General features: G+C 61.1%; 11 protein-coding genes. 9 read left to right on the forward strand and 2 right to left on the reverse strand.

What is annotated here, in order from left to right:
* The 5 genes from HF921_RS07520 to murI all read left to right on the forward strand — a co-directional run.
* Positions 1 to 461: GlgC family sugar phosphate nucleotidyltransferase (locus tag HF921_RS07520; RefSeq protein WP_455692639.1), on the forward strand; the 461-nt coding region annotated here is incomplete at its 5' end.
* Between the two features lie 4 nt (positions 462 to 465).
* Positions 466 to 2,169 (forward strand): glycoside hydrolase family 57 protein, encoded by a 1,704-nt coding sequence (locus HF921_RS07525; RefSeq protein WP_215862069.1) that lies wholly within the window; start codon positions 466 to 468, stop codon positions 2,167 to 2,169.
* Entirely contained in the window at positions 2,170 to 4,188 is a 2,019-nt protein-coding gene (locus HF921_RS07530; RefSeq protein ID WP_215892295.1) for an alpha-amylase/4-alpha-glucanotransferase domain-containing protein, read from the forward strand.
* Positions 4,181 to 5,128, forward strand: a complete 948-nt coding sequence (locus HF921_RS07535) for an ROK family protein (RefSeq protein ID WP_064219936.1) — start codon at positions 4,181 to 4,183, stop codon at positions 5,126 to 5,128. Before HF921_RS07530 ends, HF921_RS07535 begins: the two co-directional genes overlap by 8 nt.
* A complete protein-coding gene (murI, locus tag HF921_RS07540) occupies positions 5,128 to 5,976 on the forward strand; it encodes a glutamate racemase (RefSeq protein ID WP_215893604.1) in 849 nt (282 codons plus the stop codon). The genes HF921_RS07535 and murI overlap by 1 nt, the downstream gene beginning before the upstream one ends.
* A gap of 5 nt (positions 5,977 to 5,981) precedes the next feature.
* Here the strand turns inward: murI and HF921_RS07545 are convergent, their stop codons facing one another.
* A complete protein-coding gene (locus tag HF921_RS07545; protein WP_215893605.1) occupies positions 5,982 to 7,274 on the reverse strand; it encodes a DUF445 domain-containing protein in 1,293 nt (430 codons plus the stop codon).
* Between the two features lie 171 nt (positions 7,275 to 7,445).
* On the opposite strand from HF921_RS07545, the gene HF921_RS07550 reads away from it, so the two are divergent.
* On the forward strand, positions 7,446 to 7,634 hold the full coding sequence (locus tag HF921_RS07550) for a YqaE/Pmp3 family membrane protein (protein ID WP_009569363.1): 189 nt from the start codon (positions 7,446 to 7,448) through the stop codon (positions 7,632 to 7,634).
* 341 nt (positions 7,635 to 7,975) lie between these two features.
* Here HF921_RS07550 and HF921_RS07555 read toward each other — a convergent pair whose 3' ends face one another.
* Entirely contained in the window at positions 7,976 to 8,446 is a 471-nt protein-coding gene (locus HF921_RS07555; RefSeq protein WP_215893606.1) for a single-stranded DNA-binding protein, read from the reverse strand.
* Positions 8,447 to 8,532: 86 nt separating this feature from the next.
* Here HF921_RS07555 and uvrA point away from each other — a divergent pair, with 86 nt between their 5' ends.
* From uvrA to trxA, 3 genes are all read left to right on the forward strand, one after another.
* Positions 8,533 to 11,337, forward strand: coding sequence for an excinuclease ABC subunit UvrA (gene uvrA / locus HF921_RS07560; RefSeq protein WP_215893607.1), 2,805 nt, complete (start codon positions 8,533 to 8,535; stop codon positions 11,335 to 11,337).
* A 64-nt stretch (positions 11,338 to 11,401) separates the two neighbouring features.
* On the forward strand, positions 11,402 to 11,956 hold the full coding sequence (locus tag HF921_RS07565) for a hypothetical protein (RefSeq protein WP_215893608.1): 555 nt from the start codon (positions 11,402 to 11,404) through the stop codon (positions 11,954 to 11,956).
* A gap of 113 nt (positions 11,957 to 12,069) precedes the next feature.
* The gene (gene trxA / locus HF921_RS07570; RefSeq protein WP_215893609.1) at positions 12,070 to 12,939 is read left to right on the forward strand and encodes a thioredoxin; all 870 of its coding nucleotides are present in this window, start codon (positions 12,070 to 12,072) and stop codon (positions 12,937 to 12,939) included.
* The last annotated feature ends 250 nt before the right edge of the window (positions 12,940 to 13,189 follow it).

Raw genomic sequence — 13,189 nt, forward strand, 5'->3', positions numbered from 1 at the left:
CAGTGGATGCCTACTGGGCCGCCAATATCGACCTCGTACATGTCACCCCCGATCTTGATCTTTATGACAACCGCTGGCCGATCTGGACCTATCAGGAACAATTACCGCCGGCCAAATTCGTGTTCGACGACGAAGGTAGACGCGGTATGGCACTGGACAGCATTGTTTCCGGCGGCTGCATCATCAGCGGCGCCACCGTCCGCCGCTCCCTGCTTTTTTCTAACGTGCGGATCAATGACGGACACACGCTGATTGAAGACTCGGTCATCCTGCCCAACGTGCGCATGGGCGAGGGTGCCCGCCTGCGCAAGGTGGTGGTGGACAAAGGCACGATTATCCCGCATGGGCTTGTGGTCGGTGAAGATCCGGTCGAAGACGCCCGTCGTTTTTATCGCACGCCCAACGGGGTGACCTTGATTACCCCGGAATTACTTGGCCAGCAACTACATTTTGTGAGGTAATCCCATGCCCCCGGCGCGCGCGCTTCATGTCATTTTCTGTTGGCACATGCACCAGCCCGATTACCGCGATGCCGACGGCGTCTACGTCTTGCCGTGGACCTATCTGCACGCCTGCAAAGACTATTCGGACATGATCGCCCACTATGAGGAGAATCCCCTCGCCCGCGGGGTGTTTAATTGCGTGCCGATCCTGATCGAGCAGTTAGAGGATTACACCGCGCAGTTTCAGAGCGGACAGTTCCGCGACCCATTGCTCATTGCACTTGCCATGGAAAATCTCAAAGCACTGCCCAACGAACAGCGGCATCTCCTGCTGGAGCAATGTTTCCGCCTCGACCCGGAGCACATGCTCAACCCCTTCCCGGATTATCGTCGCCTCTATGATATTTACCAGTTAATGCTGGAGGACGTTAAGGAGATGTCGGATTACCTCTCCGTACAATACCTCGCGGATCTTCTGGTCTGGTATCACCTGGCCTGGACCGGGGAGACCGTACGCCGCGGTAGCCCTTTCCTGCGTTCACTTTTTGCCAAGGGACACGGTTTCAGCCAGGAAGACCGTCGGCAGCTCGTCCACTTTCTCGGAGAACTGATCGGTGGACTGATCCCCCGCTATCGCGCCCTGGCGGAAACCGGGCGTATTGAGATTTCCACCACCCCTTATTACCATCCCATCGGCCCGCTGCTGCTCGACTTTCACGCCGCGCGCGAAGCGGTAACGGACGCCCAGTTGCCCGACTGCCTGGCCTATCCCGGCGGGGCCGAGCGCGCGCGCTGGCACATCGACCAGGCACAGCAGAGTTATCTCCAGCGTTTCGGAGTGCCGACGCAAGGTATCTGGCCTGCCGAAGGAGGCGTCTCTGCCGCCTTTGTCGAAATGCTCGGCAACGCCGGGGTGCGCTGGACCGCTTCCGGTGAAGGCGTACTGACCCACAGCCTGCTGCTCAGCGACGATGACAGCGGCCCCCGTGGCCGGGCGGAATACTTGTACCGCCCCTATCAACTGCCGGGGAAAGGACCCGTACTCTTCTTCCGCGATGACGCGCTCTCCGACGCCATCGGCTTCGACTACAAAACCTGGTCCGGACATGATGCCGTCACGGATTTCATCCACAAGTTGGAGAGTATCTGGCGGCAGACGGAGCACGAGGCAAACCCGGTCGTCAGTATCATTCTCGATGGTGAAAATGCCTGGGAATACTACCCCTACAATGGCTACTACTTTCTCTCGGAACTCTATAAATCCCTGGCTAATCACCCCCACATCCAGATGTGTACCTTCAGCGATTTCATCAACAACCATCCAGACGACGTGAAGGCCATACCCCGGCTGGCCGCAGGAAGCTGGGTCTATGGTAGCTTCAGCACCTGGATTGGCGACGCTGCTAAAAACCGCGCATGGGATTTGCTCTGCACTGCCAAGCAGGACGTGGATCAGCATCGCGGGCAATTCTCTGGGGAGCAGCAGGCCAGGATTCTTGAACAACTCGGTCGCTGTGAAGGTTCTGACTGGTTCTGGTGGTTCGGCGACTACAACCCCTCGGACTCCGTCCGGGATTTCGACCATCTGTATCGCCTCAACCTCCGCAAACTCTATACTCTGATGCAACTCCCCGCCCCCGACACCCTCAACAACCCCATCAGCCATGGCGGCGGTGCGGCAGAGGCTGGTGGTTCCATGCGCCGCAGCCACACGGAAGGACACTGAATGACCCACAGCACCCCCCTTCTCCTGGGCGTCCATGCCCATCAGCCGGTCGGCAACTTCCCCCACGTCATCGACGATGCCGTACTCCGTTGTTATCACCCATTTTTAGAGGCGATGTACCGCTTTCCCGGGTTCCCTTTCGCCATCCACATCAGCGGCTGGCTGCTGGCTTATATGATTGACCAGCACCCCAAAACCATCACTTTGCTGCAAGAGATGGTAACCCGCAACCAGGCGGAGTTGGTGGGCGCCGGCGATACGGAGCCGGTGCTCGCCGCGATTCCCCACGCCGATCGCATCGCCCAAATTGAAGCCATGGCCAACCGTCTGGAGAAACACTTCGGACAGCGGCCCGTTGGGGCCTGGCTCACGGAGCGGGTCTGGGACCCCAGCGTGGTGCCCGCCCTCAACGAGGCCGGAGTGCGCTACGTTATGGTGGATGACTATCACTTTCTCTGCGCGGGCGCTTCGGCAGACCGGCTCGGCAGCTTCCACCGCACCGAAGAAAATGGCCAGAGCATCGACGTTTTCCCTATTTCTGAAGCGCTGCGCTACCGCCTGCCATTCTCTGAAGCCGACGCCGCCGTGTCGTACATTGAAGGCCTCTCCGAGCGGCATCCAGGCAGTGCCGGCATTTATTTCGACGATATTGAGAAATTTGGCGTCTGGCCGGAGACCTACAGTTGGGTGTACGAGAAAGGCTGGCTGGAGCAATTCCTGCGTGGCGTGCTCGACTCGCCACACATTCAGCCCATGCATTTTCGGGATTATCTGGCTCAGAATCGCCCCCAGGGTATCATCTATTTGCCGACGGTATCCTACAGCGAGATGAACGAGTGGACGCTGGCCCCTGATGCGGCGCGCGGCTACGCCGCCTTCCTGGAACAGGAAAAAACAGCCGGTCGGCTGGAACAGCGTAAAGCTCTGATCCGCGGCGGCACCTGGAAAAACTTCCTGACCCGCTACCCGGAATCCAACTGGATGCACAAACGCATGCTCCGGCTATCGCAGCGCTTTCACGCCCTGCCCAAGCGCCAACAGAGCAAAACCATGCGCGCGGACCTGCACGAAGCGCAAGCCAATGACGCCTACTGGCACGGACTCTTCGGCGGTATTTATCTACCCCACCTGCGGCGCGCCGTCTTCAACGCCATCGTCCGTCTGGAGGCACAACTGGACCAGATTCAGGCACGCCCCGCCTTAGAGACGACTGACGTGGATATGGACGGGGTTGGCGAACTGCTCTATCACAATCACGCCCTCCAGTTGATTATCCGCCCGGAGCCGGGCGCCGCCGTGGTGGAGTGGGATTGCTACGCGCTGCGGCACAATCTCGGTGATACCTTGGCCCGCCGTGATGAGGCGTATTACGATAGGATTCGTCACGGTGCCATTGCGCATGAAGCCCCCAGCGAAGGCATCGCTTCCGCCCACGACCGCATCAGCTTCAAGACCGACATCAGTGCTGAAGACCTTACTCCGGACGCCACACCCTGCCACAGCTTTCAGGAATGGATCGACGAGAGCGCTGTCACTTACAGCGAAAGCAGTTTGCCGGACGCCCCGCACTTTTCCGGCGGCGTCGCGGACGAATGGGCGGTGAGCAAACGTTACACCCTGGTGGAAAACCACCTCACGGTGGACTATCGGATCGAGTCAGCCCGCAAGCGGGTGGAAGCGCAGCGTTTCCGTAGCCGGCTCTTTCTGGCCATGCCGAGTTGCGATGGCCCGGCGGGGCAGTTCTTTGCCAATGGCCAGTCACAGGGCGGCTTTGGCAGCCCCATTCAGGGTGCAGCGACCCGAGAAATTGTCCTGGAGGATGCGGTTATGGGCGGCAAAATCGTCCTGCATTTCAATCCGCCGGTGCGCTGGCAGAGCGCACCGCACCTGACCGTCTCGCAATCGGAAGCTGGTTTTGAAAAGATCATGCAGGCCTTGCGCCTGGATCTGGACTGGTCAGTCCAGGCGGGCAAAGCGCATACCATATTGATACAAGCAGAGGTCGTTGCCCATGGCTGAAGGCCTGACCATCGGCATTGACGTGGGCGGCACCAACCTGCGCTTTGGCGTCTTTCGGGGTAACGATTTTCTGGACTCCACGCGCAGTGAGGTGGATTTGCGCGAAAAATGCGGCAAGGCTCCGGACCCGGAAAGCGCCGCCACGCTGGTCACTACGCTCCTGACCGAAGGCATTGCCGATCTGCGTCGGCATCACCCCGGCATCGCCCGGGTGGGCATCGCTTTCCCCGGCTTTATCAATGATGACGGCATATTGCTGCAATCCCCCAACATCCCTCAACTGATTCAGTTCGACCTGCAAACAGCCGTGCGCACCGCCTGCCAACTCCCCGTCCTGGTCGAAAATGATGCCAACGCAGCGGGTTATGGCGAATTCTGGGAGGAACGTCAGGAGCAGCCCGATCTGCAAAATCTGCTCTATGTCGGTCTCGGTACGGGGGTCGGTGGTGGCTGGATACAGCAAAGCCTTCCCTGGCGCGGCGAGCATGGCAGCGCCATGGAAATCGGCCATATTATCGTGGTACCGGGGGGACGGCGCTGCGGCTGCGGCAATCAGGGTTGCCTGGAGCAATACGCCTCGGCGCGGGGCGTACAATCCAGCTATGTGGAGTTGACGGGCACCGCGCCAGATACCGCCGTCATCGCCCGAATGGCCAGCGCTGGTCACGCTGAAGCCATCCGTACTTTCCAGACGGCTGGCGACTGCCTGGGACAGGCACTGGCTCATATCCTCAAGGTAAGCGATGTCGGCATCGTGAGAATTGGCGGTGGTATGAGCGCCGCCTGGGACAGTTTCGCGCCGGCCATGCTGCAGCGCCTCGATGCGGATCTGATTCCGGCCTTGCGCGGCAATGTCGAAGTGAAACGCGGCAATGATGACGACCTCGCCGGCATGCGCGGTGCCGCGCTGCTCGCCAAGCAGGCATTTTTGCACGACTGATGCGTATCGGTATCTTCGACTCGGGCATCGGCGGGCTCAGCACCCTGCTGGCCTGCTTGCGTCGCCTGCCTGACGCGCATTATCTTTTCTATGGCGATAGCGCCCACGCTCCCTACGGCGACAAAAGTCCCGCGCAGGTGCGGCAGTGGACAGAGGAAGCCTATGCCTGGTTCATCAGCGCCGGCGTAGATGCGGTAGTCCTCGCCTGCAATACCGCTACCAGCGCCGCCGTCGCGCCTTTGCGGGAACGCGCCGACATACCCATCATCGGTATCGAACCCGCCATCAGAAAAGCGCTGACAGACCACCCGCAGAGCGGAGTTCTCCTGCTCGCCACCAGCATCACCGTCAACGGCGAAAAACTGCGAAACCTTCTGGGTCGACTGGAAAACGGGCAGGACCGTGTCCGCCCTTTGGCCTGCTCCGGTCTCGCCGAGATCATCGAGACGCAGGATACGGACTGGAGTGCCCGCGTCCGCCGCTATCTACAGGTGCGGGTCCAACCCGCGCGCACTGCGGACATTGGCGTGGTCGTCCTGGGCTGTACCCATTACTGCTGGATCAACAACCTGATAAACGACACCTTGGGCGGGGACATTGCCGTCGTCGATGGCAATGACGGAGTTGCCCGTCAACTATGTCGCCGGTTGGGTGTCCCCATCGGGGCGGATACGGCGCCGTCACTACCTCGTCATGCCCGGATATCTCTGTACTTCACCGCCGACAATGACGTAAAAAGCCGCCTGGCTCGCCAGCTTTTGGCCGCGAGCGGAGTAAGCATGGATAGGCAGCCAGATTTGCCGCACGCCAGGGCGTGTTCCTCCAATCCCGGTCCTGCTGGCCGATAGGGAGGCTATATCAGCAGCGGCACCGCCAGAGCCAGGGCATGAATGGCAATACCGATCATTCCGCCCACCAGCGTCCCGTTGACGCGAATGTACTGCAGATCCGTACCCACCCCTTCCTCCAGGAGGCGGACCATGTCCTTATCCGGCCAAGCATGTATCGTCGCTTCGATGTGCTGGGCCAGACCATCGCGCAGGGCAGGCGCCAGACGGCGGGCGCTGTCCTCCAGGTAGCCATTGAGCGCGTCGCGCAAGGCCTGCTGCTCGCCCAGGAAAAGGCCCAGTTGCTGGGACAGGCGCTGCACCTGCCCCTGTAACCGGGAATCCGGGCGCTGCAGGTCGGTTTCCAGCCAGGAGCGCAGATCACGGAGTAGGCCATCCACATAGGCCTGCACCGCCGGATGGGCAATCAAACCATTCTGCCAGCGCTGCACCCGAGCCTGGAAGGCAGCATCCGTCTGCAAACGCAGAATGGCATCCTGCATCCAGCGATCAAAGGCCAGGCGACGGGGATGCTCCGGGTCATCCGCGATTTCCTGCAACAACTGATGCGCCGCCTTCACCAGATTGCGGGCCAGATTCTCACTCAGCGTGGCCGGGTCCATGACCGCCCCCATCCATGCGAAAAGCGTCGGATAGGCGCGCTTGAGAATCGTCCCGATCTGATCCGCCAGCAGGCTTTGGGTGTCCTCACCATCCAACCATCGGCGCAGGCGCTGAATGCCATCGTCGAGCAATGCCTGGTGCCGGTGATCTTCCGTCAACAGTGCCAGAATACTGCCTACCCAGCGTGCTCCGTCGATGCCCTGCAATTGCCGCCCCAGAGCAGCACGCAAGGCGGTGCGCAATTCGCGGTCGTCACTGAGCGCCAGAGCCTTCTGGAGCAGAACGGTCATCTGCCGGGCCAATAGCGCGCTGTTCCCGGCATCGCTCAGCCACTGCGCCAGCCAGGTGGCCGGATCGGCGCGGCGCAACAGGCGCACAATGGCCTCGACCTCCAGAAAGTGGTCGCGGATAAACTCCGCCAGACGGCGCGCCAGACGCGCCTTGTTCCGCGGCAGGATCGCCGTGTGCGGAATGGGCAATCCCAGGGGATGCCGGAAGAGGGCCACCACCGCAAACCAGTCCGCCAAAGCGCCCACCATGGCCGCCTCCGCAAAGGCCCCCACCCAGGCCCAAGGCCCGGCAAAGTCCTGTGCTGCCGCCACCAGAAACAACGCCAGCGCCCCCAGCAACAAACCCAGCGCCCAGCGGCGCAGCACACGCAGTCTTTGAGTCCGGTCTGGTTTAGCGGCGGTCACTACTATAGCTCCTGTAGGTGAGGGCGGGCACGGGCGCATCCCTGGGGTGTCTGGCCCGGAGTTTAGCAGAAGGCAGCGCTTGCCCGGTAAAAGTGCGGCAAGGACTTGAAGCGCTGACAACGTCGGTCGTAGTATGGACAGGCGACAAGAGAAGACCTATAGGGGGAGCACATGCGCCTGTTTTTAGCTATTTTTCTGCCATTTCTGGTATTTTTCACTATTGGCCGCCCGATTGCGGGGATTATTTGCCTGATTTTGCAGATCACACTGATCGGCTGGGTGCCCGCGGCCATCTGGGCGGTGTATGCGCTGAGTCAGTACAAGACGGACAAGAAGATCGAAAGGGCGTTGGGGAGGTAAGATCCCGAGAGGACTCATAAAGCGGCTCAGATGGTCGTCGAGGAAGTGATAAGCCTTACATGGCACGCTTCTCCAGTGGCTAAGCCACTGAATGAGGTGCATGAGGAGCGCTCGCAATCGGCTTTTCAGTTCGTTGCGCGCACTCCGCCCAAACGCGGAAGTCAACCTCGTAAAGAGTTCGTTATGACTTGCTCAAGTCGAGCCGTTGCCAGGGTTACACCCCCTCCCCCGCTGGCCTGCGATGACATGAAAATCATAACGCAATTCAGACGGCGAAGCCCAAAATTCAGCAGATTTGACGATTAATCGCAGCACTTTACGCCACGTTAACCAGGTAAACCTCAGAACGGAATGTCATCATCAAAATCCTCCGCCGGCGCCGGCGGCATCTCACTCTTCCGCGAACTCCCCGCACTGCTGCTGCCGCCACTCGGCCGGGACTGGTCTTCCTCATCGAAGCTGGCCGCACCGCCGCCGCCCCCACGCGCACCCACCAGTTGCAGACGGTCTCCCACGATCTCCGTGGTGTAGCGCTCCTGCCCTTCCTTGTCGGTCCACTTGCGCGTCTGCAGGCGGCCTTCCACATAAGCCATGCTGCCCTTGCGCAGGTATTCGCCGGCGATTTCCGCGGTGCGTCCAAAGAGTACCACCCGATGCCATTCCGTGCGCTCCTGCTTGTTGCCTTCCTTGTCCTTGAAGGTCTCGGAAGTCGCGATGCTGAAGTTCGCGATGGCGCCGCCACTGGGCTGATAACGCATCTCCGGGTCCCGTCCCAGATGCCCCAACAATATGACCTTGTTCACTCCCGCCATCGTCTGATCTCCTTATGGTCAAGGGGACGGGTGTCCCCGAAAGCTTTATACTAACCCATTGTCCCCAAAAAGAGCATGTCGGCTGCATGGAACACATCCATATCCGGGGCGCCCGCACCCACAACCTCAAGAATATCTCCCTTACCTTACCGCGCGACCGCCTCATCGTCATCACCGGCCTGTCCGGATCGGGCAAGTCGTCACTGGCCTTCGACACCCTCTACGCCGAGGGTCAACGCCGCTATGTGGAAAGCCTCTCGGCCTATGCCCGCCAGTTTCTCTCCCTCATGGGCAAGCCCGATGTGGACGCGATTGAGGGGCTCTCCCCCGCCATCGCCATAGAACAGAAATCCACCTCCCATAACCCCCGCTCCACCGTCGGCACCGTCACCGAGATTCACGACTATCTGCGCCTGCTCTATGCCCGTGCCGGCACCCCATGGTGCTGCGGCGCACCCATTCAGAGTCAGACCATCAGCCAGATGGTCGATCAGCTCCTGGCTCTGCCCGAAGGCGAAAAGCTCATGATCCTGGCGCCGGTATTGCGTGACCGCAAAGGCAGCCACGAAGACATCATCGGCAGCCTGCGCGCCCGCGGCCTGATCCGCGCCCGGGTGGACGGTCAACTCCTCGAACTGGATGAAATCCCTACCCTGGACAAGAAGCGCAAGCATCGCATCGAAGCCGTCATCGACCGTTTGGTACTGCGCGCCGACAGCGGGCCGCGCCTGGCCGAGTCACTGGAAACCGCCCTCGGCCTCGCCGAGGATCAGGCCATCGTCGTGCTCATGGGACCACAGCATGAGGAAGAGCGACTGTTTTCCGCTCACCATGCCTGCCCCGGTTGCGGGCGCTCCTTCCCGCCCTTGGAGCCGCGCCTCTTCTCCTTCAACAATCCCGCCGGGGCTTGCCCGCGCTGCGATGGCCTCGGCGAGATCACCTTTTTCGATCCGGATCTGATCGTCCCCAATCCGGAACTGAGCCTGCGTGACGGCGCCATCGCCGCCTGGACCAAGCGCCATCAGGAGCACTACGCGCCCCTGCTCACGGCGCTGGCCGCACACTTTCATTTTTCCCTGGACACCCCCTGGCGGGATTTGCCTGACGGCATTCGCGAGCAGATTCTCCACGGCAGCCCCGAACGCATCACCGTCCAGCAAGGTACACGCAGTCACAAGCTGAACTTCGAGGGCGTCGTTGCCAGCCTGGAACGGCGCCTGCGGGAAACCCAGTCCAGCCTCGTCCGCGAAGAAATCATGCGCTATATGGGCCGTCTGCGTTGCCCGATCTGCAATGGCAGCCGCCTGCGTGAAGAAGCGCGCATGGTCAGGGTTGGCCCGCTGGCCATTCAGGAAGTCTCGGCGCTGTCCATCCGCGAGTCGTTGCAACACTTCATCCAGCTGCAACTGGAAGGGCAGGAAGCCCTCATCGCCGAGCGCATCCTCAAGGAAATCGGCGGTCGTCTGAAGTTTCTGGTGGATGTCGGCCTCGACTACCTCAGCCTCGACCGCTCCGCCGAAACCCTGTCGGGTGGTGAAGCGCAGCGTATCCGTCTCGCCTCGCAGATCGGCGCGGGGCTGGTGGGGGTGATGTACGTCCTCGACGAGCCCTCCATCGGCCTGCACCAGCGCGACAACGACCGCCTCATCGGTACGCTCAAGCATCTGCGCGATCTCGGCAACACCGTCATTGTCGTCGAGCATGATGAAGACGCCATCCGCGCCGCCGATTATGTGGTGGATATGGGGCCGGGCGCAGGCACCCACGGCGGTGAAGTCATCGCTCAGGGCACGCCGGAAGAAATCCGCGCCAGCCCGGACTCGCTGACCGGACGCTATCTGACCGGAGACCTCTGCATCGCCGTCCCCGAGCGGCGACGCAGCAATGTCAGCCAGCGCTGGCTGGAGGTGCGGGGTGCTACCGGCAACAATCTGAAGGCGGTGGATGCGCGTATCCCCATCGGCCTTTTCACCTGCATCACCGGGGTCAGCGGTTCCGGTAAATCGACCCTCATCAACGACACCCTCTACCCCGCCTGCGCCCGCGTGCTCATGGGCAGCAGCCAGAGCCCTGCGCCGCACAAGCAAATTCGTGGGCTGGAGGAACTGGACAAAGTCATCGCCATCGACCAAAGCCCCATCGGCCGCACCCCGCGCAGCAATCCGGCCACCTACACCGGCCTCTTCACCCCCATCCGCGAGCTGTTCGCCGCCACCGGCGAGGCGCGCACCCGCGGTTACAATCCCGGTCGTTTCAGCTTTAACGTCAAGGGCGGGCGTTGCGAAGCCTGTGAAGGCGACGGCGTGATCCGGGTGGAAATGCACTTTTTGCCGGACATTTATGTGCCCTGCGACGTCTGCGGCGGCAAACGCTACAAGCGCGAGACCCTGGATGTCCACTACAAGGGCAAAAACATTCATGAGGTCCTGGAGATGACGGTGGAGGATGCGCGGGCCTTTTTTGACCCCGTCCCCTCCGTCGCCCGCAAATTGCAGACCCTGCTGGATGTGGGTCTGGGTTACCTGCGTCTGGGCCAGTCGGCCACCACCCTCTCCGGTGGCGAAGCGCAGCGCGTCAAACTCTCCCGGGAACTCTCCCGGCGCGACACCGGGCGGACCCTCTACATCCTTGACGAACCCACCACCGGTTTGCACTTTCATGATATCGCCCTGCTCCTGGAGGTGCTGCAGAAGCTGGCCGATGCGGGCAACACCATCGTCGTTATCGAACACAATCTTGACGTCATAAAGACGGCGGACTGGGTCATCGACCTCGGTCCCGAGGGGGGTTCCGGCGGCGGCCAGATCATCGCCACCGGCACGCCGGACGAAGTGGCGCACAATCCCCTGTCCCATACCGGGCATTATCTGGCGCGACATCTCAATCGTTGAGCTTTTTGCACACCCGCAACCAATGCCGCAAAATAACCGGCAACCATTGACTGGAGTTCACCGCATGCCCATCCTTCCCGAACGCCGAGAGCAGATCCGTAGCGCCCACGCGGCGCTCATCCTGCAGGTCGTCGCCGCCTGCCAGAATGTTCATCTCCTGGCGCCGCTGGAAGAAAATCTGCGCATCGCCGCCGCCAATGGTTGGGGCGATCTGGTCGCCGTCATCCGCCACATACTGGCCGGGCAGCGTGCGCCGGGTTTGCTGCAGGGACTGGACGAAGAAGACGGCACTATCATCGAATCCATCCTCATGGGTCTGCAAAATCCAGAGACCCTGCCCAAAGCCGGAGACCCGGCTGATCCCACCCTCGCCGCGCCCGGTCTGGCCAGCGTTATCCTCGCCGCCCGCCGCGGTGAGCCGGAAGCCCTCGCCTGGCTGGGCCGTATGGCCAGTCAGATGCAGCGGGCCGGCGGCGATATGGCGCGCATGGGCGCGGCCCTTGGCCCCCTCTCCCGGGGCCAGTACGACCGCCTCAAACTGGAGCGCGGCATGGGCCCCCTCGGGCGTAGCCTGCTCCAGTCCGTGCTGGACGCCCTGGCTAAAGCTGAACAGCAGTAACCACCCCGGAAGTCGGCCGCGCCTTGAAAAGGCCCCGTTTTGACCATACCTAAACGGTAAATAAAGGCAGGTGCGGTCTATCTTCTTCATCTTTAATCTTCGCAGGAGTTCGTATGGCAGTCAGTGGACACGTTCTCGAAGTGAATCTCGGCAATTTTCAGGAAGCCGTCGTAGGGTTATCCCGGAAGGTGCTGGTACTGGTCGACTTCTGGGCGCCCTGGTGCACGCCCTGCCGGGCCCTGGGTCCTATCCTCGAAAAACTGGCGGCGGAGATGGACGGTGCCTTCGTGCTCGCCAAGGTCAACTCTGACGAGAATGCCGACCTGTCGCGCCAGTATCAGGTACGCGGCATCCCGGCCGTCAAGGCCTTCAAGGACGGCGAAGTCGTCGATGAATTTACCGGGGCGCTTCCCGAATCCGCCGTGCGTCAGTTCATCAAGAAAAACCTGCCGTTGCCAGGTGACGATCTACGCGTGCAAGCCCTTGACGCCATTGCCCAGGGCAAAGCCGCAGAGGCCGAAACATTGCTGAAGGAGGCCATCAGCCTCAACCCCAAGAACGATCCGGCGCGCCTGGCACTGGCCCGTTTAACCATCCAGCAGGGCCGCCATGCCGACGCGCAAATTCAGATCGACGCCATGTCCCCCACCTTCCAGATGGAAACTGAGGTCGAAGGGCTGAAAGCCCTGCTGGAATTCACTGAGGCAGCCCGCAACATACCACCCATGACCGAACTGGAAGCCACCATCACCGGCGCGAATGGCGACCCCCGTGCCCAGGCCATGTATCAGCGATCCTTGCTCCTCCTTTTGCAAGGGCGGGAAGAGGCGGCCCTGGACCAGCTTATCGAGATGGTTGAACACCACAAAAACTATCAGGACGGCCTGGCCCGCAAAACCGTACTGAAGATATTCGCTTTGCAGGGTAATCAGGGGCCTCTGGTGGAACGCTACCGGACCCGGCTGTCCCGCGCTTTGCACTGAGGACATCGCTCTGCCTACTATCGTCTCCCACTGCGATTTATGTGCTATGTTGTGCCGATTGGCTGGAACTCCCGGCCTACTCCCGGAGTCAAACCCGGAACGTACCGAGTTGCAAGACGTTGCAAGACAAAAACCCGAAGGAGAATCATATGGCGAATGATCGCCCGAATTCCATGTTGAAGCGCCGTAAAGTGGTAGTTACTGCCGTGGTAGCGGCGTGTTTTGGTTTTGCACTGGGTGCAACGGAGTG

Origin of the sequence: Acidithiobacillus ferriphilus (genome assembly GCF_018854775.1) — a bacterium.
In the GTDB taxonomy this organism is placed as follows: Bacteria; Pseudomonadota; Gammaproteobacteria; order Acidithiobacillales; family Acidithiobacillaceae; genus Acidithiobacillus; species Acidithiobacillus ferriphilus.